The following is a 22,601-nucleotide window of genomic DNA, read 5'->3' on the forward strand; positions in this document are numbered from 1 at the left end:
TTTTCTTTGTTACAAAAAATTCAATGGTGTCCGCCTAAGGGCAAAAATCCATCACTTTTACAAACTCTTACAGACTAATCCCTTTTTGAAATGGCAGCAATTTTAAAAGGTGCTTTTTCTCTTGGCACAGCATTTTTCATTTGTCAGAAATTGAACAGCGGAAACCGCTATGGACGGAGAACTAGGGGAAAAATGCAAGTATTAGGAAATACGGAAATTTCGATCATATTTTGCATTTTTATAGTTCATTTCCATTAATTTTTGTGTTATTCTTATTCTGTCAATCTCCTTATAATTAGGAATTGGGCGGGGATCCCAACCTAATTATAAGGATTTTTTTAATAGAATTTATATTATCCATTTTGTTGGAAATGGCCAAGCAAATGACTTGTATGCAATGGGGGAAACCGCTATGGACAAGCAGCCGATCATTCGGTTTGAGAACGTAACAAAACAATATGATGATGACTTGCCTGTGTTGGATAATGTCAGCTTTGAACTAGAACGGGGAAAATTTTATACATTGCTGGGCCCGTCTGGTTGCGGCAAAACGACGATTCTTCGTTTAATTGCCGGATTTATCCAACCGACGAAAGGAACGATTTATTTTAATGGAAAAAGCATTAATCATGTCACACCGAATAAACGGCAAGTTAATACCGTGTTCCAAGACTACGCTCTTTTTCCTCATCTTAATGTTTTTGAAAATGTCGCATTCGGTCTTCGGATCAAAAAAATGAAAAAAGATGTGATCGAGAAAAAGGTAAAAGATGCGCTTCGGTTCGTTAACTTGTCTGGCTATGAATATCGCAATATTCAAGAAATGTCGGGAGGACAGCGCCAGCGGGTGGCCATTGCAAGAGCAATCGTCAATGAACCCGAAGTGCTTCTCTTAGATGAACCGTTATCCGCACTCGATTTAAAGCTGCGCACTGAGATGCAGTACGAACTGAGGGAATTGCAGCGCCGGCTTGGCATCACTTTTGTGTTTGTCACACATGACCAAGAAGAAGCATTGGCAATGTCTGATGAAATATTTGTAATAAATAAAGGAAAAATTCAACAAAGCGGAACGCCAAAGGATATATATGATGAACCTGTGAACCGTTTTGTGGCGGATTTTATCGGTGAATCGAATATTGTCTTGGGAAAAATGATCCGAGATTACCTCGTTGAATTTGTTGGAAAACAGTTTGAATGCGTCGATAAAGGTTTTCAACAAAACGAGGAGGTTGAGGTGGTCATTCGCCCGGAAGACTTGGAAATTACCGCTCCCGAGAAGGGAAAATTAAAGGCTCGCGTCGATTCCCAACTGTTTCGCGGGGTTCATTATGAAATTTGCTGTTATGATCAGGATGGCAATGAGTGGCTCGTCCATTCGACGAAACGTGCAGAAGTCGGGGAAGAAATCGGTCTTTATTTTGAACCGGAAGCAATTCACGTCATGCATCTTGAAGTGGAGTCAAAACAACAGCAATTAAATGATGGTGTTGGCGATGAAACATAATATCCGCCCGCTCTATTTTCTTCCATACGTTTTATGGATCGTGTTGTTTGTTATCTTACCGATTCTGCTCATAGTTTATTATTCATTTTTTAATATTGAAGGGGAATTTTCGTTTGAAAACTACAGAAAGTTTTTTACGCCTGTTTATTTGAAAATGGCGTTAAGCTCTTTCTGGTACGCCTTTTTGATCACCGTTTTTTCGTTGGTGATTGCCTATCCGACTGCCTTTTTATTAACGAAAACAAAGCATAAGCAGTTATGGCTGCTTTTGATCATTTTGCCTATGTGGATTAATTTGCTGTTAAAAGCATACGCATTCCTTGGGATTTTTGGAACGTATGGTACAGCCAATCGTTTGTTGGAAGCCATTGGTGTTGGTGCGACACAAATTTTATTTACAGATTTTAGTTTTGTGTTTGTATCGGTTTATATTTTTATCCCATTCATGATTTTGCCTATTTTTAATGCTTTGGAAAAGCTAAATCCGACTTTTGTGGATGCGGCGAGGGATCTTGGTGCTTCTTCATGGGTTACGTTCCGTAGAGTTATCTTTCCGCTGACCATTGGCGGGGTAAAATCAGGCTGTCAAGCAGTGTTCATTCCGGCTTTGTCGCTCTTTATGATTACCCGCTTAATTGCAGGAAATCGGGTGATCACGCTGGGAACGGCAATTGAACAGCATTTCCTCGTCACGCAAAACTGGGGAATGGGAGCAACCATTGCTGTCTTTTTAATTATTGCAATGGCCATCATCATGTTTGTAACAGGAAATCGGAAGTGAGGGATGAAAAATGAAGAAAAAATGGAAGCTGTCCAATATTTATTTAGTCGCTGTTTTTTTCATCTTGTACTCGCCGATTTTCTATCTTGTCTATTATTCGTTTAACAGCGGCGGAACGATGCACCATTTTGAAGGTTTTACGTTGGAGTGGTATAAAGAAGTTTTCCAAGATGTCCGCTTGCTGATCATTGTATTGAATACGGTTGTGATTGCTTTGCTGTCCGCTGCCATTTCAACCGTTATCGGTGTATTCGGTGCACTGGCCATTTATTTTGTCAAAACGCGGCGGTGGAAAAACACATTGCTGTCGCTCAACAATGTTCTTTTAGTTAGTCCGGATGTGATCATCGGAGCCTCTTTGTTAATATTGTTTACCATTGTTGGCATTAAGCTCGGTTTTGTTTCTGTTTTGCTTTCGCATATTGCCTTCAGCGTCCCGATCGTCGTCTTGATGGTGCTGCCGAAGCTCCAGGAAATGAGCCCAACGCTGATTGATGCGGCAAGGGATCTGGGGGCAAGCCAGTGGAATGTGCTTTCGAAAGTCGTCATTCCGTATATTACACCCGGTATTTTTGCAGGATTTTTTATGGCTCTGACTTATTCGTTGGACGATTTTGCTGTTACATTTTTTGTTACGGGCAATGGTTTTACAACTTTATCGGTTGAAATATATTCCATGGCGCGCCAAGGCATTTCTTTATCGATCAATGCTCTATCGACACTTATTTTTCTATTCACCATTCTTCTTGTTATCGGCTATTATTTCGTCACTTTAAAAAATAATCGTCCTGGCAGATTGGGGGGACGGAGATGAAAAAAGTGGTGCAAATGTTCGCGGTTGTTTTTGCCGTTTCCTTTGCCATTTTGTTTTTTATTGCCCGTTTGAACGCATCCGAAGGGTATTCAGAGAAAAATACACTTACGATTTACAACTGGGGGGACTATATCGATCCGGAATTGATTGATCGGTTTGAAGAGGAAACAGGGATAAAAGTGATTTATCAAACATTTGATTCAAACGAAGCGATGATGACAAAAATTGCTCAAGGCGGAACAACGTTTGATATTGCCGTCCCCTCTGAGTACGCCGTCAGCAAAATGAAGGAGGAAGGCCTCCTTTTTCCTATAGATCATGACAAAATTCCCAATTTAAAATATATCAACCCCCGCTTTCTTGATTTGTCATTTGATCCGGGAAACAAATATTCAATTCCTTATTTTTGGGGGACGGTTGGAATCGTGTACAATCCGGAAAAGCTCAACGGCAAAAAAATCGACAGCTGGAACGATTTATGGGATAAAGATATGAAAAATGAAATTCTGCTTGTTGACGGAGCCCGTGAAGTAATCGGCATGGGATTAAATAGCCTCGGATACTCATTAAATGATACAAACAAACAGCATCTGCTGGAGGCAAAGGAAAAGCTTGATCAATTAACTCCGAATGTGAAAGCGATTGTTGGCGATGAAATTAAAATGTTGATGGCCAACGAGGAAGCCGGAGCAGCTCTTGTATGGTCGGGAGATGCAGCAGAAATCATGTGGGAAAATGAGAAGCTCGACTATGTTGTTCCAAAAGAAGGATCAAATCTTTGGTTTGACAACATGGTCATCCCGAAAACGGCGAAAAATATTGAAGGAGCCCATCAATTTATGAATTTCATCCTCGATCCGAAAATTGCGGCGCAAAATGCGGAATATGTCGGCTATTCTACTCCTAACGAAAAGGCGCTCGAATATTTGCCGAAAGAAATTTCCGGGGATAAGAGGTTTTATCCGGATCCGCAATTAACGAGCAAATTAGAAGTTTATGAAAATCTCGGAAAGCGGATGCTTGCTTACTATAATGATTTGTTTCTTGAGTTTAAAATGCATCCTAAATAATTGAAAAAAATCCCGTTCCGTGTTGGAGGCGGGATTTTTAAAGTATCTTCACGAGAAAGGCTGTTTTTTAAAGGAATGTTTCATCAGCTGCTTCCGCATCCTCCTCCGCAGCTTGATCCGCAGCTGGAGCCCGAGCATCCTGAAGAAGAACAGCCGGAATGCCCTGAATGGTCATTCGAGTCGGTGTAGGCGGCTCCGCACGCATAAACGGAGCTTGCGCCGCCAGTAGTCGAATCTTTATGCAAAAGTTTCGACATTTCAGTATCGAAGTTGTCTGCATCGTACATTGAGAAATAAACCATGGCCGGCAGCAAATACATAAAATCATCATTTTGCGCCGCCTTGCTGAAAGGTTTGTTTTGCTGTTTCATCTCTTCCGCTTTTTCGATGTCGTTTTGAAGCCATTCGATCAGCTTCATTTGCAATGGCTGTGCAAGGTCAAACGGCCGGAAATATTTTTCCCGTATTTGGTCGTTTGTTGAAAATCGAACTTCATTTAATAATGTGCGGCTGAGCGGGTTTTGAAAAAAGCTTCCCCACAACTTCGTGCTGTTTGGATATATTTCGAAAAGGCGGATATACATCCAGTCAAACAGCGCCCGTTCGTCAGGGACTGGAACCCGCTCCATGTTTGGGCTGTGATGGAGAAAGGAACCGAAAAATTTTTTGGAGAAGCTTTCATATTCCTTTGTAAACATAATCATTTCATGCCAGATTTCATCCACTTCATCGCTGAACATTGGAACGGACTTGAGGATTCCGGCCAACAGAAAATATCTTTTCAGCTCAAATAAGCGCCATTCATAATCTATTTCAGACCAATCCGCGTGTTTTTGAAGAACCCTTCTCTTAACGTTTTCCATATATTCTGAATGAAGTGCTTCTTCTAACTTAGCGGCAACCGGAATTGCTTCCTCCATATGACAGCCTAAATCATTCGGAACGTTTTCCTGAACAAGTTTGGACTTTTTCTTCGGCTTTTGCTTTTTTATTGCGGTGGCGATTAACAATATAACAAGCCCGGCAATAAATCCAACAAGAAAATTTGCCATACAGATTCTCCTTCTATCTTTGTTTGAAAAAGGCTGATGATGAAAACACTCTTTATTTAAATGATAACATAAAAAATACAATGATTGGTAGAAATGTAAAGAAATCTTCAAGAAAAACAATGATTCTATTTATTGGCAAAAAACGATATGATATGATGTAGAGTACTAGACGGCAAATGACAATTGAGAAAGGTATTTTGCGATGAAAGTTCATGAAAGCTTAATTTTGAAAAAAGACCATTTCCTCTTTTTGACGGTTATCTTTTGTTTTTGGTTTTCGATTTATGTTTATATCCCCATTTTTGGAGTGTATTTGGAATATTTGCGGTTTGATTATTCGCTTGTCGGCATCATTTTGGGAAGCTATGGGATTACGCAAATACTTATTCGTTTTCCGCTTGGGATCTTGTCCGACTTTTTAGGGAAGATGAGGAAAGGAATGCTGATTGCCGGATTTTTCATGGCTTTTGCCAGCGGCGTCATGTTCCTTATGTTTACTTCTTTTATCCCTGTATTCATTGCCAGGCTGCTTTCGGGAATTACAGCTTCGATGTGGGTCATGGCTACAACATTATATGCGCAATATTTTGAGGAAAGCCAGTCAGCCAAAGCGATGGGAACGCTGCAGTTTATGACAGTCGTGACACAATTTTTAAGCATGGCTGTCAGCGGAAAAATTGTTGAACGCTTCGGCTGGGAAATGCCGTTTTTGATCGGGACGATAACGGCATTGATCGGTTTTGTCTTATCATTTTGGATAAAGGAAATAAAAGAAACGGAAGCAAAAGAAGGGGCGGCGCGTTATGTTGACCAGTTAACATATGTTTTTCGCATAAAAGCTTTATGGGTCATCTCAATCTTGTCGCTTGCTGCACATTCCATTTTGTTTATGACGATGTTTGGCTTTACACCTATTTATGTTGCACAAAAAGGTTTCAGTGAGTCGACGTTTTTTTGGATCGTTGCTTCCTTTTTTATACCGCATGCGGCTGCATCATTGCTGCTTGCCTATTTGCCTGTCCGAAAGCCGAAACTATTGCTATTCCTATCTTTTCTTCTGACAGGAGTGTTTCATTTGTTGCTGCCGCTTTCAGATTCATTATGGTGGATTTGTTTTCTTCATGTTTTGATCGGTTTTTGGCTCGGATTAATTTTTCCGCAATTATTGGCAATGGTCATTCCCGTATGCGAAGAATCTTATCGGACGACGGCAATGGGCTTTTACCAGTCGGTTTATGCAATCGGCATTTTTATCGGACCGATGTTAGCGGGGTTCCTTGCAGATCATGTTGGCTTTTATGAGGTGTTTATAGCAACAGGAATCATCGCTTTTGCTTCCGCGCTGGTTAGCACAATGATTCCTGCTGTTCAAAGAGAAAAAGACAATTGATTTTTTATTCAAAAGTTGGCTAAAAAATTGCCGCTTTTTTGGTGGTGCGCCCGGCATGGGTGCAGTCTATAAGGTGAAAGTCTCGAGCCATGAAGGCGGTAGTAATGGTTAGCTTAACACAAGGATGTCCATGGGAATCTGAAGGAAGTGGGCGGCAAACCTAAGGTCTCTCGGAACACGAACTTCATATGAGGCTAGGTACCATTGGATGAGCCTGTCAAACAAGGCAAAGTCCTTACTGCCAAAGGTGGTACAGAGTAAATGAAACAGATAGATGGAGGGAATGATTGTACTCTTACCACGGGAGATCTGACTGATACGCCGAGCACACTTGGTAAGCTACCTAGTGATATCTAGTTGAACAGTCAGAAATCAGCAGAAGCCATAGTATTGGATGTTTCTAGAACATCCAAGAAGGGCTGAATCATATAAGGAGAATTTCCTCTTATAGGAAGTTTGGATTTGAACATAACCGTTCCATTTTGCACCAAGCAATGTTTCCCTGCTCTGGCATAGTTTTGACTACCTGCACACAGAGATGCTTAAGGCAACCAAAAGTCCGATGGCGATCAATGCCAATCTAATACCGACATGGCGACTGATTTTGACACTTACGCTCATTTTTCACCAATAAAATTCCTTCTTCTCCTTCAAAATATTAGCTGTTTTGTATATATTAGACATTATAAATATCCTCTTTTTTTGATAATGGAGGATCTTTCTCGGTTGTATAAATGATAAAATAATTGCTTAATTGATTAAAAAATGCTAGATTTCGCCTTTTAATTTATAATAATTTTAAATTACTATTGATTTTTAATTGAAATATGTTATTATATTATTGTGATAATTATAGAAATATCATTTTAATTTATGAGGTGATTTATAAATGGGAGAGAATAAAAAGCTGACGACTAGCTGGGGTGCTCCTGTAGGGGACAATCAAAATTCGATTACAGCTGGCCATCGCGGTCCGACATTAATTCAAGATGTCCATCTATTAGAAAAGCTCGCTCATTTTAATAGAGAGCGTGTTCCTGAACGTGTTGTTCATGCGAAAGGCGCAGGTGCTCACGGTTATTTTGAAGTGACAAACGATATGTCCAAGTACACAAAGGCAAAAGTATTTAATGGTGTTGGAAAACGCACACCTGTTTTTGTAAGATTCTCAACGGTTGCAGGAGAATTGGGATCTGCTGATACTGTTCGCGACCCGCGCGGCTTTGCCGTGAAGTTTTACACTGAAGAAGGAAACTATGATATCGTAGGGAACAATACACCGATCTTTTTCATTCGCGATGCCATTAAATTCCCTGACTTCATTCATACACAAAAACGCGATCCGAAAACGCACTTGAAAAATCCTACGGCGGTATGGGATTTCTGGTCGCTGTCCCCTGAATCTTTGCATCAAGTTACTTACTTAATGGGTGACCGCGGAATTCCGGCAACTTTCCGCCATATGAACGGCTACGGCAGCCACACGTTTAAATGGACAAACGCAGAAGGTGAAAGCGTCTGGATCAAATACCATTTCAAAACAGACCAAGGCATTAAAAACCTTGATTCAAAAACTGCTGCAAAAATAGCCGGCGAAAACCCTGATTATCATATCGAAGATTTATTTAATGCCATTGAAAAAGGCGATTATCCTTCTTGGACGCTTTATGTGCAAATCATGCCGCTTGAAGATGCCAACACATACAAATGGGATCCGTTTGATGTGACAAAAGTATGGTCACACAAAGACTATCCATTAATTGAAGTAGGAAAATTAGTATTGAATAAAAATCCGGAAAACTATTTTGCGGAAGTTGAACAAGCTGCATTTTCGCCTGGAAATCTTGTTCCTGGTGTAGATGTATCACCTGATAAAATGCTGCAAGGCCGTTTGTTTGCATACCATGATGCCCACCGCTACCGCATTGGGGCGAACTATAACGCTCTTCCGATCAACCGTCCGAAAGTGGAAGTAAACAATTATCAACGGGATGGATTTATGCGGTTCGACGGCAATGGCGGCGGTTCTGTCTACTATGAACCAAACAGTTTTGGCGGACCAAAAGAAGTACCGGAAGCAAAACAAGCTGCATACCCGGTTTCGGGAATTGCTGAAAGCACCAGATATGATCACGATGACCACTACACACAAGCTGGCGACTTGTACCGCCTTATGAGCGAAGAAGAAAGAGCGCGCCTTGTTGAAAACATCGTCAATGCAATGAAACCTGTTGAATTGGAAGAAATTAAGCTTCGACAAATCGGCCATTTCTATAAAGCAGATCCTGAATACGGAACACGAGTTGCAGAAGGGCTCGGCTTAAAAGTTCCTGAAGAAGTAAGAAAAGGCTAATCGAATGGAGATCCCGGAAATTTCGTCGAAATTTCCGGGATCTTTTGTTTTTCTGCGTGAATTTTGAATTTATTTTGTGTATAATTTTGTTTAGCTCCTTTGGGTGAAATCCAAGGAGCGTTTTCTTTTCGGTTTTCATTTGCCATTTTTTAAATTATAGGGGAATGTTCAATGGACGGTTTCCATCAACAGTTTCTATATTCACTTTGCATCATAGCACTAGGATATTTTATGAAAAGACGGGGAATTATACAGGAATCGGACGGCGAAAGCGTTGCAAGAATCGTTTTCAACATCACGCTCCCAAGTCTGATCATTGTAACATTTAACCAAATGAATTTTGACTACTCACTGGTTTTGCTTGTACTCATTTCTTTTATATACGGGGTATTTTCTGCGTTCTTAGGCTGGCTCTTGTTTAAAAATGAACAAAGAAATACAAAAGGCCTGCTGATGATGATTGTTCCCGGGTTTAATATCGGCCTTTTTGCTTATCCGCTGATCGAAGGGTTATGGGGGAAAGAAGGTTTAACCTATTTCGGAATGTTTGATGTCGGCAATGCCTTTATCGTTTTCGGGCTGAGCTATTTGCTTGGAAGCTATTACTCATCGGCAGAAAATGCGAAAGCCAATGTAAAAGCGATCGCAATCAAAATCTCAAAATCGATTCCACTGCTTTCTTATACCATGGTTTGCACCTTAAATATTGTCGGTTGGCATTTGCCAAGTGCTGTAATCGACGTTGCCGATATTTTGTCCCGCGCAAACACCCCGCTATCTTTGCTTTTGCTCGGGATCTATTTAAATTTTTCATTTGAAGGAACCTATTGGAAAAATATTTTCAAGCTGCTGGCCATCCGTTATGTTGTTGGTTTGGCAGCAGGCATTTTCCTGTTTTTATTGCTGCCGTTTGGGGAAATGTTTAAGTATACGCTGCTGATCGGTTTTATACTTCCTTTATCAACGGCCGTTCTGCCTTATTCTGTTGAATTTGGCTATAATGCCAGATTTACCGGAATCGCCTCGAGTATGACCATCTTGCTTAGTTTCGCGATCATATGGATCATCGCCGTTATCACCGGTTAAGGAAGAGCGTTGTTTGTGAAATCAAACCTGCAGCGATTAAGTCCTGAACTTTGTATAAAAAGGAAGCGGTTTTTTTGTCGTGAATCTAGATCCGTTAGGCTGGAAATGAGATTTTACAGAGTAATTAGGACTTGGCTCCTGCAGCTCTTCTCTTCATTTCCCGGACTTTTATGTTACAAAATTTTCAGAAAAGTTGTATGATGACAATATAACCGTATTTGTTTGTTGCTGTGGAGGCTTTCAAATGAAAAAAATCCTGTCCTTTTTGAACCCTTACCGAGTGGCAATCGCTATCGCTCTTTTCCTTATGCTGATCGAGCTGGCAGTTGAACTAATCCAGCCTTTGTTAATGGCAAAAATCATTGATGACGGCATTTTACAAAAAGATTTGGATGCTGTAGCCCGATGGGGAATGGTCATGCTCAGCATCACGCTTATTGCCTTTTTTGCCGGAATTGCCAACTCGTTTTACGCAGCGCATGTTAGTCAAAGCTTCGGTTTTGATGTGAGAAAAGCGTTGTTTGTGAAAATTCAGTACTTTTCTTTTTCAAATTTCAACAGATTTCCCGGCTCATCATTAATGACAAGGTTGACCAATGATTTAACGCAAATTCAAAATACTGTTTTTATGGGGCTGCGCATTATGCTCCGTGCACCTCTTTTAGTCATTGGCGGAACCGTCATGGCTTTTGCCGTCAATGTCAAATTAGCTTCGATCCTCATCTGTTCTCTCCCTTTGCTCATCCTCTTTCTTCTGTGGATGATGAGAAAAGCGGGAAATCTGTTCCGGATCGTGCAGGAAAAGCTGGATGCCGTCAATAGAATAGTACAGGAAAATTTAGCAGGGATGCGCCTTATCAAAGCGTTTTTGCGGCATGATTACGAATTGAGCCGCTTTCAAAAGGCGAACCAAGACTTAAAGAACCAAACCGTTTCCGTGCTCCGATTTTTGGAAATGATCCAGCCTGTTTTGCTGTTTGTGTTGAATGCCAGTATTTTAATTATATTATGGGTGGCGCACGCAGATGTCGTGGAGGGAGAGGTAAAAGTCGGTGAAGTAGTTGCTGTTGTGAACTATGCGACAAGAATCATGTCCGTTTTGTCCATGTTGTCATTTATTATTTCAGCCTTTTCCCGTGCCAAAGCTTCAAGCTTAAGAATTGCCGAGGTTCTTGAAACTAAGATTGATATAACAGACGATTTGGCGCAATCGGCGAATGAAATAAAAGAAGGAAAGATTGAATTTCGAGATGTTTCTTTTACCTACCCGGATTCTTCTTCTCAAGTGCTGGATCATGTATCATTTATAGTAAATCCCGGGGAAACTTTGGCGCTGCTCGGGGCAACTGGATCGGGCAAGTCGACTATTTTTCACTTAATCATGCGTTTATATGATCCGACGAACGGCCGTGTTTTGATAGATGAAATGGATATACATACCATCAAGCTGGAGAATTTAAGAAAGTCGATTGGTCTCGTCCCGCAAGAATCATTATTATTTACTGGAACGGTCAAAGAGAATATTGCATGGGGAAAAGAAGATGCCGAACTTGATGAAATTGCAGCGGCAGCTAAATCAGCGCAAATTCACGAAACGATTTTAAAACTTCCGCAAGGATACGATACCATGATCAGCCAAAAAGGAGCCAATCTTTCAGGTGGGCAGAAGCAGCGGATTTCGATAGCACGGGCGCTTGTGAGGAAGCCGAAAATCTTGCTGCTTGACGACAGCACGAGTGCGCTTGATTTAAAAACGGAAGAAAAGCTGTTGAATGCTCTAATGCAATACAAATGTACAACATTGATTATTACCCAAAAAATTGCAACCGCCATAGCAGCTGATCACATTTTGCTCTTGGAAGATGGAAAAGTGCTTGCAACAGGAACACATGAAGAATTGCTTCAACGTGTTCCGCTATACCGAAAGATTTATGAATCGCAATATGGAAAGGATGGGCTGTATGGCGCTCAAACATCTTATTGAACCTTTCCGGCATCCAAAAATGGAAATGAAAGATGGTGCTGCCGCTAAAGGCAAAAAGCCGAAAGTGAAAGACTGGCCCGGAACGTTGAAACGGATTTGGAAGTATATGTCTGATCAAAAAGGTTGGGTATTTCTCGTTTTTCTAATGGTTTTCGCAAGCACTGTTTTGGGGATATTAGGTCCGTTTTTGATTGGAAAAGCCATTGATGTCCATATCGTTGAGAAAAGCGGTGAAAATTTTGGCTTTTTGCTGGCGGCTCTTGTTTTGATCTACGCTTTTCATTCATTGTCCATTTGGTTTCAAAATATTTGGATGATCAAAGTAGCGCAAAATACCGTTTATAAAATGAGATCGGATTTGTTTCAGCAATATCATCGTCTGTCTATTTCTTTTTTTGATGAACGAAAAGCGGGAGATTTAATGAGCCGGATGACGAATGACATTGAAAATGTCAGTTCTACATTAAACAGCTCGGTCATTCAAATATCCTTCAGTGTATTGACTTTAATCGGAACGATCGCGGTCATGTTATGGATGAGCCCGCTTTTAACGGTGATCACGTTAATTGTCATCCCTATGATGGTCATGGGAATGAAGTGGATTACACGGAGGACGGGGCTGTTATTTAAAGAACAACAGCAAAATTTAGGAGAGCTGAACGGCTATGTGGAAGAAATGATCACAGGGCAGCGGATTGTGAAAGCTTTTTCCCAAGAGCAGCGGGTGATCAGTGAATTTTTAGCGAAAAACGAAAGGCTTAAACAATCGGCATTTTGGGCGCAAACCATTTCAGGTTTTATTCCAAAATTAATGAACGCTTTAAACAATGCAAGTTTTACATTGATTGCCGGAATCGGCGGAATGTTTGCATTAAAAGGATGGATCACAATTGGAACGATTGTCGCTTTCGCAGAATATGCCAGGCAATTCACCCGTCCATTAAACGATCTTGCTAACCAGTTCAATACTCTCTTGTCAGCGGTTGCCGGCGCCGAACGTGTTTTTGCTTTGCTTGATGAACCGGAAGAAGAACGTGATAACGGAAAACAAATCGATTTTGAACATGTAAAAGGAGAAGTCATCTTTGACCACGTCAGTTTTTCTTATGAAGAAAGCAGCCAAACGATTCAAGATGTCAGCTTTCATGTTTCGCCTGGAGAAACGGTTGCTCTTGTGGGGCCGACTGGTGCAGGAAAAACGACGATTATCAATTTGCTCGCTCGTTTTTATGAAGCAGATAATGGGAAAATTTTGATTGACGGCCATGATATTTCGAAATTGAAGCGGAGCGCCCTTCGCAAAACGATGGGATTTGTTTTGCAAGATCCGTTTTTGTTCCAAGGAACGATCAGGGAAAATATTCGCTACGGCAGACTTGACGCAACTGATAAAGAGGTGGAGGAGGCTGCCAAGTTATCCAATGCCCACTCTTTCATTATGAAGCTGCCCAACCAATATGATACGGTCATCAGCCAAAACGGGAGCGGCATCAGCCAAGGGCAAAAACAGCTTCTTTCGATTGCAAGAGCGATTTTAAAAAATCCTTCGATTTTACTATTGGATGAGGCCACTAGCAGCATTGACACTGTAACAGAATTGAAAATCCAAGAGGCGCTGGAGCGGCTGATGAAGGGGAGAACGAGTTTTGTCATTGCCCATCGTCTCAATACCATTAGAAAAGCGGATCAAATTTTGGTCATCAAAGACGGACGAATTTTAGAAAAAGGATCCCATCAGCAATTGCTTGATAGAAAAGGATTTTATTATGAATTGGCGAGCAGCCGATTTAAAAAAGAAACCATTTAAGTTTCGTTTGAATAATGGCAAATGTGCGGCCGAATCAATGTTGAGATATAATGTCAAATATGAACTTAAATAAAGGGAGTCGAGAGGTTTGATGAAATTAATCGCAATTGACATGGATGGAACACTCTTATCTTCTAACTTAACGATCTCATCGGAAAATTTGCAAGCGATCCGAGAAGCGCAAAATCAAGGGAATGTGGTCATGATTTGTTCAGGGCGGGCTCCTGAAAATATTTTGGAGCTGCTGGATGAATACCGTCTTTCATGTCCGGTCGGCGCCAGCAACGGAACAGTCGTAATGATTGAGGGAAAAGAGCCGCAAATGATTTCGCTGACTAATGAAGAAGTGCAAGAAACAGCCAAAATATTGGAAACATACAGAGCGCCTTATAAGCTTTATACGAACAAAGGCATTTGGGTGCCGGAACATTGGATGGATCATGTTCAAGAAGCATTAAATGCGAATCAAGAACTGAAAAACCGGTTAACGGATCTTGAATATCGTCAGTTAACCGAGCAGCCGAAGGAAACCGTCAACATTCGTTTATTCCGGAATGTTCAAGATGTCATTAACCGCAGCGATTTATTTGTACAAAAGTTTTTTATTTTACAGTTTCAACCGCAAATGAGAGAGAAGATGATGAAAGATTTACAAAATCTTTGCGGGGTTGCGGTCACAACTTCTGGAATATACAACATTGAAGTGATGAATAAGAATGGAAATAAAGGCTTCGGGTTGAAAACAGTAGCTCGGCATTTTAACATTCCGATCGAGAATACGATTGCCATTGGCGATAATTTCAATGATGTGCCGATGATGGAGGCAGCCGGCTTGTCTGTAGCAATGGGAAATGCGGAGCCTGAGGTCAAAGAAATATGCGACGTTGTTACAAAAACAAATGATGAACATGGTGTAGCTTATGCCATTCAGCAATATGTGCTTCAATCAAAATAAGAAGCGGACCAACCCGCTTCTAATTTTTTGCCAATTCTTTTTGCCAAACCTTTTTTAACATGGCGATTTCATCACATGACGGCAGTTTTGGACAATTAATGCAATCTTTCCACATTTTTTGCGGCAGCGATTGTTTATCGACAATCTCAAACCCTAGTTTTGAAAAAAACTCGATTTGATAGGTCAAAGCAATCAAGTTTTCTATTTCTAATCTGTTTGCTTCCGCCATTACTTGCTTCACGAGTTGTTTGCCGATGCCCTTTCCGATATGTTCCGGGTGAACGGCAAGCGAGCGGATTTCCGCCAAATCTTTGTCCAATATATGCAAGCTGGCAACGCCGGCCACTTTTCCGCTATCTTCCGCAACAAAAAAGTTTTGCAGATTTTCATAAATGGATGAATACGTTCTGCTTAACAATATTCCTTCCAATGCATAGTGCTTGATTAACTGATAAATCGCCTCTGTATCGCTCATAACAGCTTTTCGAATGAACATACATAATCCCTCGTTTTGATTGATTGAATATTTATTAAAAAAAAATAATATTTATTCATATATAATATCGGTATGGAAGCAGAAATGTCAATAAGAAATCCGAAGATGATTCCTTTTCATTTAATTCAATCAACAGGGCGATGTCTATTTTTAGTGAATTAGCTATTGAAAATATATTTTTTTTCTATTATAATTGATAACGAATTTCATTATTAATTACGTTTAGGAAAGAGTACAGAAATGAAAAAAAGGTATTTGCTCTTGGCACTCGTCATTCTTTCAATTGCCTCGCTGTTTATTGGAGTAAAAGAGATTCATCCGATCGATTTATTTTATTTTAAGGATGAAGAAACGCAAATTTTGCTTATCAGCCGAATTCCTCGGGTGATCAGCATTATTATAGCGGGAACAAGCTTCAGCATTGCCGGTCTTATTATGCAGCAGTTGAGCAGAAATAAATTTGTATCTCCGACAACTGCTGGAACGATGGATTCCGCCAGATTAGGGATCTTGGTTGCCATGATGGTGTTTGCTAACGCAAGCCCGCTTCAAAAAATGATGGTTGCGTTTCTATTTGCCCTTCTTGGAACTTTTATCTTTATGAATATATTAAACAAAATCAAGTATAAAGATGCCGTTTTCGTTCCGTTAGTCGGTTTAATGTTTGGCAACATTATCGGATCCATTACAACTTTTTTTGCCTATAAAAATAATTTGATCCAAAATGTTGCTTCATGGCTGGAAGGGGATTTTTCGCTGATCATGAAGGGGCAATACGAGCTCCTGTACATTAGTATTCCTTTTATATTCATCGCCTATTTTTATGCGAATAAATTTACGGTTGCCGGAATGGGCGAGGAATTTTCAAAAAATTTAGGCTTAAATTACAAACAGGTGATGAATATTGGACTTATCATTGTCGCATTCATCACTTCATCCGTTGTGTTAACCGTTGGCACCATTCCCTTTCTGGGGCTTGTTGTTCCGAATATCGTTTCCATTTATAACGGGGATCACCTGAAAAAAAATCTGCCTCACACTGCATTGCTTGGTGCTGTTTTTGTCATGGCTTGCGATATTTTAGGAAGGGTGATCATATATCCGTATGAAATTTCCATCAGCTTAACCGTCGGCGTTATTGGAAGTGCTCTTTTTGTCTACTTACTGATGAGGAGAAAAGCATATGGGTTATAGAGCAAAACTTTCCATTCTATCGGCATTTGCAGTTCTTTTAATAGGTATTTTCCTTTTTATGGGACTTGGGAGCAATTGGGATTATGCATTGCCGCGCCGGACGGTTAAAATATTGGCGATTATCATCACGAGCATCGCCATCGGTTTTTCAACATTGGTATTTCAAACGATCACAAACAATAGAATTTTGACTCCAAACATACTCGGTTTAGACTCTTTATATTTGCTTATACAGACATTTCTTGTCTTTCTATTCGGTTCTACCCATGTTACCATGCTGAATAAAAATGTGAATTTTGCGATCTCTCTTTGCTTTATGATGTTGTTTGCGCTCATTTTTTATCAGCTGCTTTTTAAAAGGGCAGGGAAGGATATTTATCTTCTTCTTCTCATTGGATTAATATTGGGAACGTTTTTTGGGAGTTTAACTTCGTTTATGCAAGTGCTGATTGATCCTAACGAATTTTTAATTGTCCAAGACAGGATGTTTGCCAGCATCAATAACGTCAATACAGATCTACTCTACCTTTCCATAGCCGGTATTTTTCTGGTTGGCCTATATACTTTGAAATATGCCAAATACTTGGACGTCCTTGCACTTGGAAGAGAACATGCCGTTAACTTAGGAGTTGATTTTGATCTTGTTGTCAAAAGGCTGCTGATCATTGTAGCTGTTTTAGTATCCATTTCGACTGCTTTGACAGGGCCGATGACCTTTTTAGGACTGCTTGTCATTAATGTGGCCAGGGAGTTTTTCAAAACTTATAAACACAGTATTTTAACAGCTGGCACCTTTCTCTTTGCATTGATTGCTTTAGTCGGCGGGCAATTATTAATCGAAAAAGTATTTACCTTTTCGACAACATTAAGCGTTGTTATTAACTTTATTGGCGGTATTTATTTTATTTATCTTCTATTAAAGGAGAATCGATCATGGTAGAAGTGAAAAATGTTTCAAAAAAATACGGGGATAAGCTGGTAGTGGAAGATGTTACATTAAAAATACCGAAACAAAAAATTACGGCTTTTATTGGACCTAATGGAGCTGGGAAAAGCACGCTGCTTTCCATGATCAGCCGCTTAATTAAAAAAGATGCAGGCGAAATATATATTGACGGACAAGAAATTGGAAAATGCAAAAGCAATGATTTGGCGAAAAAAATATCCATTTTAAAACAATCGAACCATCTCAACCTTCGATTAACGGTAAGAGAACTCGTCTCATTCGGACGCTTCCCTTATTCTCAAGGAAGATTGACAAAAGAAGATGAGCGACATGTCGACGAAGCAATCCGCTATATGGGGCTGGAAGAAATTGAACATCAATTTCTTGATCAGTTAAGCGGAGGGCAAAAACAGCGGGCTTTCATCGCGATGGTGATCGCTCAAGATACCGATTACATTTTGCTGGATGAACCTTTGAACAATTTAGATATGAAACACTCAGTGCAAATTATGAAAATGTTAAGAAAACTTGTCGATGAATTGGGCAAAACGATTGTCATTGTCTTGCATGACATTAACTTTGCCTCAGTGTATGCCGATTATATTGTAGCGATGAAAAATGGAAAAATGGTTCATGTTGGCCAAACAGAGCAAGTGATCAATCATTCTACTTTGAAACATGTATATGACATGGATATTAATATACAAAATATTAATAATTGCAAAATATGTGTTTATTTCTCTTAATCGGTTATTCCGATGGATCGCAATTTCTGTTAAATGTCTTATTTACGGAAGAGCGTGGCGCTCTTTCTTTGCAGTAAATCGAAATGATTATGATTTTCTTATTCAATAGAGAAGATTTTTCTGGAAATTGCGATATCATCGATAAAATAAAATATACAGGGGTGATTTTTATATGAAAAAACTTTTCGTTTTTCTCATTGCTTCTTTAATGATTTTCATTCTTTCCGCATGCGGCTCCAACGGGTCGGCTGGCAGCGAAGGTGAAAAATCCGCAACGGAAAAAACAGAAGAACTGACGATTAAGCATCAGCTTGGCGAAACAAAAGTGAAGAAAAATCCGGAAAAAGTCGTTGTTTTTGACTTTGGGGTTCTTGACACATTGGATAAGCTGGGCGTTAAAGTGGCAGGCGTACCGAAAGACAATCTTCCCTCTTATTTAAAAGACAAATACAGCAGCGATCAATATGAAAATGTCGGCGGCTTAAAAGAACCGGATTTTGAAAAAATCAGTTCAATTGAGCCGGATTTGATCATTATTTCCGGTAGACAATCGGAGGTTTATGAAGAATTTGAGAACATTGCCCCAACCATTTTTATGGGTGTTGATACGACGAAATATTTAGAGTCATTCCATGAAAATGTGAAAACTCTTGGCAAAATTTTCGGAAAAGAAGAGGAAGCTGAAAAAGAACTGGCAGCAATCGATGATTCCATTAAACAGCTAAAAGAAAAAGCGGAAGCGACCGGCAAAAATGCATTGGTCATTTTAGCCAATGAAGGGAAAGTCAGCGCTTATGGACCGAAATCAAGATTTGGCATCATCCATGATGAATTTGGACTGAAAGCTGTAGATGAAAATATTGAAGTTTCCACTCACGGACAAAGCATTTCTTTTGAATATATTGTTGAAAAAAATCCTGATTACTTGTTTGTGATAGATCGCGGTAGTGTTGTAGGCGGCCAGTCATCCGCCAAACAAACAGTGGAAAATGAATTGGTGAAAAAGACTAAAGCGTACAAAGACGGCCATATTGTTTACTTGGATCCGAACTACTGGTATTTATCCGGCGGCGGCCTGATCTCTGTTTCTGAAATGGTAAAAGAAGTAGAGGAAGCCATCCAATAATGTTCATAGGGGCTGTCTGATTAGCCCATTTTAGTGTCGCAAGTTTCCAAATAAAAGACCAAAGAATGTTGATTTAACAGCATTTTTTGGTCTTACTTTTTTCATAATTGGGCTGACAAACCGTTTTTCGGACAACCCTTTTTTCTCAAAATGGTTTTACCCATCAATGGAAGTTTTATAATAATATACATATGGAATAGAAAGGGGAATTAAGACATTGGGAAACTTAAATGGGAAACGGATCGCCGTCACAGGTTCTCGAAAAAGCGAAGAATTTTCCGCGTTAATTCGCAAAAAAGGAGGGGAGCCTGTCATTAGAGCGATTCAAGAAACGATAAAATGCCCTGTTTCGGAATTGGAGGCTGATCTACGGAGCTTTGTGGAAAAAGGGACTGACTGGGCTGTATTTACGACCGGAATAGGGACTGACGCTCTTTTGGAAGCGGCTGAAAAAATCGGCATTTTCGAATCATTTATGAATGTTTTAAAAGAAGCTAAAATTGCTGTGCGCGGTTATAAAACGAAAGCGGCTCTTAAAAAAATGGGCATTCAGCCGGATGCTCTCGATGAGGACGGAACGAATGACGGGCTGCTTCGGGTTCTCGAAGGAATTTCTTTTCACAACCAGCGTGTTTTTTTGCAATTGCATGGAGAACCGGTACCAAAGCTTGTCAACTGGTTTGAAAAGCACGGTGCGATGTTGCATGAAATTTTGCCGTACCGCACCATTGTACCGAATCCGGAGACCGTCGAACAGCTGTTGGATGAAATAATCGAAAATAAGCTTGATGCTGTTGCGTTTACTGCAGCCCCGCAAGTGAAGGTGCTTTTCCAATTGGCTGAACAGAAAGGAGCATTAGAAAAGCTTATTGAAGCATTCCAACACAATGTTGCAGCAGCTGCCGTTGGCAAAGTAACAGCCGGAGAGTTAAAGGAGCGGGGAGTGCAGCGCGTCATTGTTCCAGAATTAGAGCGGATGGGTGCGATGATTGTCGCTTTGGATGAATATTATCAATGACCTTGTACGGTAAAAAATTTTTTGCGGGCTGCTTGATTTGGGATTGCTGCGTGCAGAAAATCAGGTGGAACGTGATCACGTCAAAACTAGCAATCACGTCCACCTGCATTTGAATGTTTCACCTATACAGAATTATGTATAGCAGCATGACTTATTTCATGAAAAACAATGATGGCAAATTTTTTGCAATATAATCGGGGTAAATACAAATTACTCTAGCCTTTTAATGATCCAATGAAGACACCTTTTACAAAGTATTTTTGTAAAAATGGAAAAATGATAATCATTGGCAGGCTGGATACAACAACAACAGCATATTTAAGACCCTCTACTTGCATAAGATGTTCGGAAAGCACTTCACTTCCCATGTTGGTCATTGCCGACATATCATCTTGAATAAGCATTTGCCGTAAAAATAGCTGCAGGGGAAATTTATTGGTATCTGATAAATATATCAATGCATCAAAATATGCGTTCCAATGACCAACACCATAAAACAAGGCCATCACTGCAATAATGGGCATGGAAAGAGGCAGCACAATACGAATCAAGAAGTTAATATTGGAACATCCGTCCATTGATGCAGCTTCCCTTAATTCTTCTGGTATGCTTTGAAAAAACGTTCGCATAATAATTACATTGTAAACTGAAACAGCACCGGGAAGAACCATTGCCCAAATAGTATCAAGCATTCCAAGTTCTCTAACAAGCAAGTAAGTAGGCATCATTCCACCACTAAAGAACATCGTGAAGGTTATAAATGCTGTTATCCCTCCCTTGCCATAGAAATCTTTGCGAGATAGTGGGTATGCTATCATGATTGTAAATAAAAGATTTATGGCAGTTCCTAGCACTGTGTAAACGATTGTATTACGGAAGCCTATCAAAATATCGTCATTTTGAAACACAGATAAATAGGATTCGATAGTGAAGCCTTTAGGCAAAAGCCATATATCACCTAGAACAATGCGTTCTGGATTGCTAAAGGATGCACTTAAAACATAAATTAATGGATACAATACGAGACTAGCTACCAATGTTAATATAAAATAACTGAAAATTGTAAAAATTTTATCACCCAAGCTCATCCTTGTTAACATTAAAGACACGTCTCCTTAAATGTTATATTTACCACAAACTAATTTTATTTGCTTTTCGAGCAGCATAATTAACTATTAATAGGACGATAAAATTAACAACAGATTCAAATAAACCAATGGCTGCTGCATAATCGTACTGTGAACCTAAAATACCTGTGCGGTATACATGGGTGGAAATGACGTCTGAAGCACTCAAATTTAAATTATTTTGCATTAAAAATACTTTCTCAAAACCAACTCCAAAAATATTGCCGCATTGCAGTATAAACATAATAATGATAGCTGGTTTAATACTTGGAAGATTAATGTGCCATATTCGCTGTAACCTGCTTGCACCATCTATTTCAGCGGCTTCATGCAATTGTGGATCCACTCCTGATAATGCTGCTAGATAAATAATGGAACTCCATCCCATGTTTTGCCATATTCCAGAAAATACGTAAATGGTTTTAAACCATTCTGGCTCTGTCATAAATGAAATTGGTTCTCCTCCAAAAAAAACAATAAGACGGTTTACTATGCCAGTCTGTGGAGATAAGAATAAAAATAGCATTCCTACTATTACAACTACTGATAAGAAATGAGGAGCATAAGTAACAGTTTGGACAAAATGTTTATATTTTTTATTCCTCACTTCATTAATTAGCAAAGCTAGAATTATGGGAATTGGGAAACCTACTGCAAGTTCATATACCCCAATTAAAAGAGTATTTCCTATAAGACGCCAAAAATAAAAACTGTTGAAAAAATGTTGAAAATGGTCAAAACCAACCCATGGACTTCCAAAAATTCCTTCTACTGCAATAAAATCTTTAAATGCTATTTGCGCTCCATACATCGGGATATATTTAAAAACAATAAAATAGATTAGTACAGGAAGAACAAGTAAATATAAATCCCAGTTTTTACGAATTTTACTTAACCTTTTTTTCTTTTTATTCGTGTCGGCCGGTTTAATTGCGCTATTGATAAATGGTTGTCTATGAAGTTTTTCCAATAATATCACCTGCCTGTTTTCAAATGGACAGATCCATCGTAACAACCTAATATTAAGGTTATGTGAATTTATTTAAAATTTTAAGTTTAAAATAGAGTAGGTTGTAAAGAATCATTCTGAATTTATTTTAAGTTTTTATATAATTCTTATAGTACGAGAACATCCATCCCCATACAAAA

At 39.6% G+C, this 22,601-nt stretch carries 19 protein-coding genes; 15 read left to right on the forward strand and 4 right to left on the reverse strand.

The genetic code is table 11. From position 1 onward, the window contains the following. Positions 1-412: 412 nt before the first annotated feature. Genes AC0KTX_RS08545 through AC0KTX_RS08560 form a run of 4 tightly spaced genes read left to right on the forward strand, consistent with a single transcriptional unit; the run spans position 413 to position 4,172 of the window. On the forward strand, positions 413-1,507 hold the full coding sequence (locus AC0KTX_RS08545) for an ABC transporter ATP-binding protein (RefSeq protein ID WP_474251799.1): 1,095 nt from the start codon (positions 413-415) through the stop codon (positions 1,505-1,507). Further along, positions 1,497-2,288, forward strand: a complete 792-nt coding sequence (locus AC0KTX_RS08550) for an ABC transporter permease (protein WP_474251800.1) — start codon at positions 1,497-1,499, stop codon at positions 2,286-2,288. The genes AC0KTX_RS08545 and AC0KTX_RS08550 overlap by 11 nt, the downstream gene beginning before the upstream one ends. Positions 2,289-2,298: 10 nt before the next feature. After that, positions 2,299-3,102, forward strand: a complete 804-nt coding sequence (locus tag AC0KTX_RS08555; protein WP_474251801.1) for an ABC transporter permease — start codon at positions 2,299-2,301, stop codon at positions 3,100-3,102. Next, complete coding sequence (locus AC0KTX_RS08560; protein WP_474251802.1) at positions 3,099-4,172, forward strand: ABC transporter substrate-binding protein; 1,074 nt, start codon at positions 3,099-3,101, stop codon at positions 4,170-4,172. Before AC0KTX_RS08555 ends, AC0KTX_RS08560 begins: the two co-directional genes overlap by 4 nt. Positions 4,173-4,255: 83 nt before the next feature. Here the strand turns inward: AC0KTX_RS08560 and AC0KTX_RS08565 are convergent, their stop codons facing one another. Then, a complete protein-coding gene (locus AC0KTX_RS08565; RefSeq protein ID WP_474251803.1) occupies positions 4,256-5,224 on the reverse strand; it encodes a glycine-rich domain-containing protein in 969 nt (322 codons plus the stop codon). 202 nt (positions 5,225-5,426) lie between these two features. On the opposite strand from AC0KTX_RS08565, the gene AC0KTX_RS08570 reads away from it, so the two are divergent. The 6 genes from AC0KTX_RS08570 to AC0KTX_RS08595 all read left to right on the forward strand — a co-directional run bounded on the left by AC0KTX_RS08570 (position 5,427) and on the right by AC0KTX_RS08595 (position 14,799). Next, complete coding sequence (locus tag AC0KTX_RS08570; protein WP_474251804.1) at positions 5,427-6,614, forward strand: MFS transporter; 1,188 nt, start codon at positions 5,427-5,429, stop codon at positions 6,612-6,614. An 889-nt stretch (positions 6,615-7,503) separates the two neighbouring features. Then, positions 7,504-8,967 (forward strand): catalase KatA, encoded by a 1,464-nt coding sequence (katA, locus tag AC0KTX_RS08575; RefSeq protein WP_474251805.1) that lies wholly within the window; start codon positions 7,504-7,506, stop codon positions 8,965-8,967. Between the two features lie 171 nt (positions 8,968-9,138). Beyond that, positions 9,139-10,053, forward strand: coding sequence for an AEC family transporter (locus tag AC0KTX_RS08580; protein ID WP_474251806.1), 915 nt, complete (start codon positions 9,139-9,141; stop codon positions 10,051-10,053). Between the two features lie 244 nt (positions 10,054-10,297). Beyond that, a complete protein-coding gene (locus AC0KTX_RS08585) occupies positions 10,298-12,037 on the forward strand; it encodes an ABC transporter ATP-binding protein (protein ID WP_474251807.1) in 1,740 nt (579 codons plus the stop codon). Then, entirely contained in the window at positions 12,015-13,844 is a 1,830-nt protein-coding gene (locus AC0KTX_RS08590; RefSeq protein ID WP_474251808.1) for an ABC transporter ATP-binding protein, read from the forward strand. The genes AC0KTX_RS08585 and AC0KTX_RS08590 overlap by 23 nt, the downstream gene beginning before the upstream one ends. Positions 13,845-13,935: 91 nt before the next feature. Then, on the forward strand, positions 13,936-14,799 hold the full coding sequence (locus tag AC0KTX_RS08595; protein ID WP_474251832.1) for a Cof-type HAD-IIB family hydrolase: 864 nt from the start codon (positions 13,936-13,938) through the stop codon (positions 14,797-14,799). 19 nt (positions 14,800-14,818) lie between these two features. On the opposite strand, the gene AC0KTX_RS08600 is transcribed toward AC0KTX_RS08595, so the two are convergent. Next, positions 14,819-15,295, reverse strand: coding sequence for an N-acetyltransferase (locus AC0KTX_RS08600; RefSeq protein WP_474251809.1), 477 nt, complete (start codon positions 15,293-15,295; stop codon positions 14,819-14,821). A 240-nt stretch (positions 15,296-15,535) separates the two neighbouring features. Here AC0KTX_RS08600 and AC0KTX_RS08605 point away from each other — a divergent pair, with 240 nt between their 5' ends. The 5 genes from AC0KTX_RS08605 to AC0KTX_RS08625 all read left to right on the forward strand — a co-directional run bounded on the left by AC0KTX_RS08605 (position 15,536) and on the right by AC0KTX_RS08625 (position 20,325). Further along, positions 15,536-16,489, forward strand: a complete 954-nt coding sequence (locus AC0KTX_RS08605; protein ID WP_474251810.1) for an ABC transporter permease — start codon at positions 15,536-15,538, stop codon at positions 16,487-16,489. Further along, positions 16,479-17,429: an iron chelate uptake ABC transporter family permease subunit gene (locus tag AC0KTX_RS08610; protein ID WP_474251811.1), complete on the forward strand. Its 951-nt coding sequence runs from the start codon at positions 16,479-16,481 to the stop codon at positions 17,427-17,429. The genes AC0KTX_RS08605 and AC0KTX_RS08610 overlap by 11 nt, the downstream gene beginning before the upstream one ends. Further along, positions 17,423-18,181, forward strand: a complete 759-nt coding sequence (locus tag AC0KTX_RS08615) for an iron ABC transporter ATP-binding protein (protein ID WP_474251812.1) — start codon at positions 17,423-17,425, stop codon at positions 18,179-18,181. The genes AC0KTX_RS08610 and AC0KTX_RS08615 overlap by 7 nt, the downstream gene beginning before the upstream one ends. A gap of 172 nt (positions 18,182-18,353) precedes the next feature. Beyond that, positions 18,354-19,307: a siderophore ABC transporter substrate-binding protein gene (locus AC0KTX_RS08620; protein ID WP_474251813.1), complete on the forward strand. Its 954-nt coding sequence runs from the start codon at positions 18,354-18,356 to the stop codon at positions 19,305-19,307. Between the two features lie 217 nt (positions 19,308-19,524). Further along, positions 19,525-20,325, forward strand: a complete 801-nt coding sequence (locus AC0KTX_RS08625) for a uroporphyrinogen-III synthase (protein ID WP_474251814.1) — start codon at positions 19,525-19,527, stop codon at positions 20,323-20,325. 215 nt (positions 20,326-20,540) lie between these two features. Here the strand turns inward: AC0KTX_RS08625 and AC0KTX_RS08630 are convergent, their stop codons facing one another. Then, the gene (locus AC0KTX_RS08630; RefSeq protein WP_474251815.1) at positions 20,541-21,425 is read right to left on the reverse strand and encodes a carbohydrate ABC transporter permease; all 885 of its coding nucleotides are present in this window, start codon (positions 21,423-21,425) and stop codon (positions 20,541-20,543) included. Positions 21,426-21,453: 28 nt separating this feature from the next. After that, positions 21,454-22,395 (reverse strand): ABC transporter permease, encoded by a 942-nt coding sequence (locus tag AC0KTX_RS08635; protein ID WP_474251833.1) that lies wholly within the window; start codon positions 22,393-22,395, stop codon positions 21,454-21,456. Between the last annotated feature and the right edge of the window lie 206 nt (positions 22,396-22,601).

The sequence above is a fragment of the Aeribacillus sp. JST-2 genome (assembly GCF_056032925.1).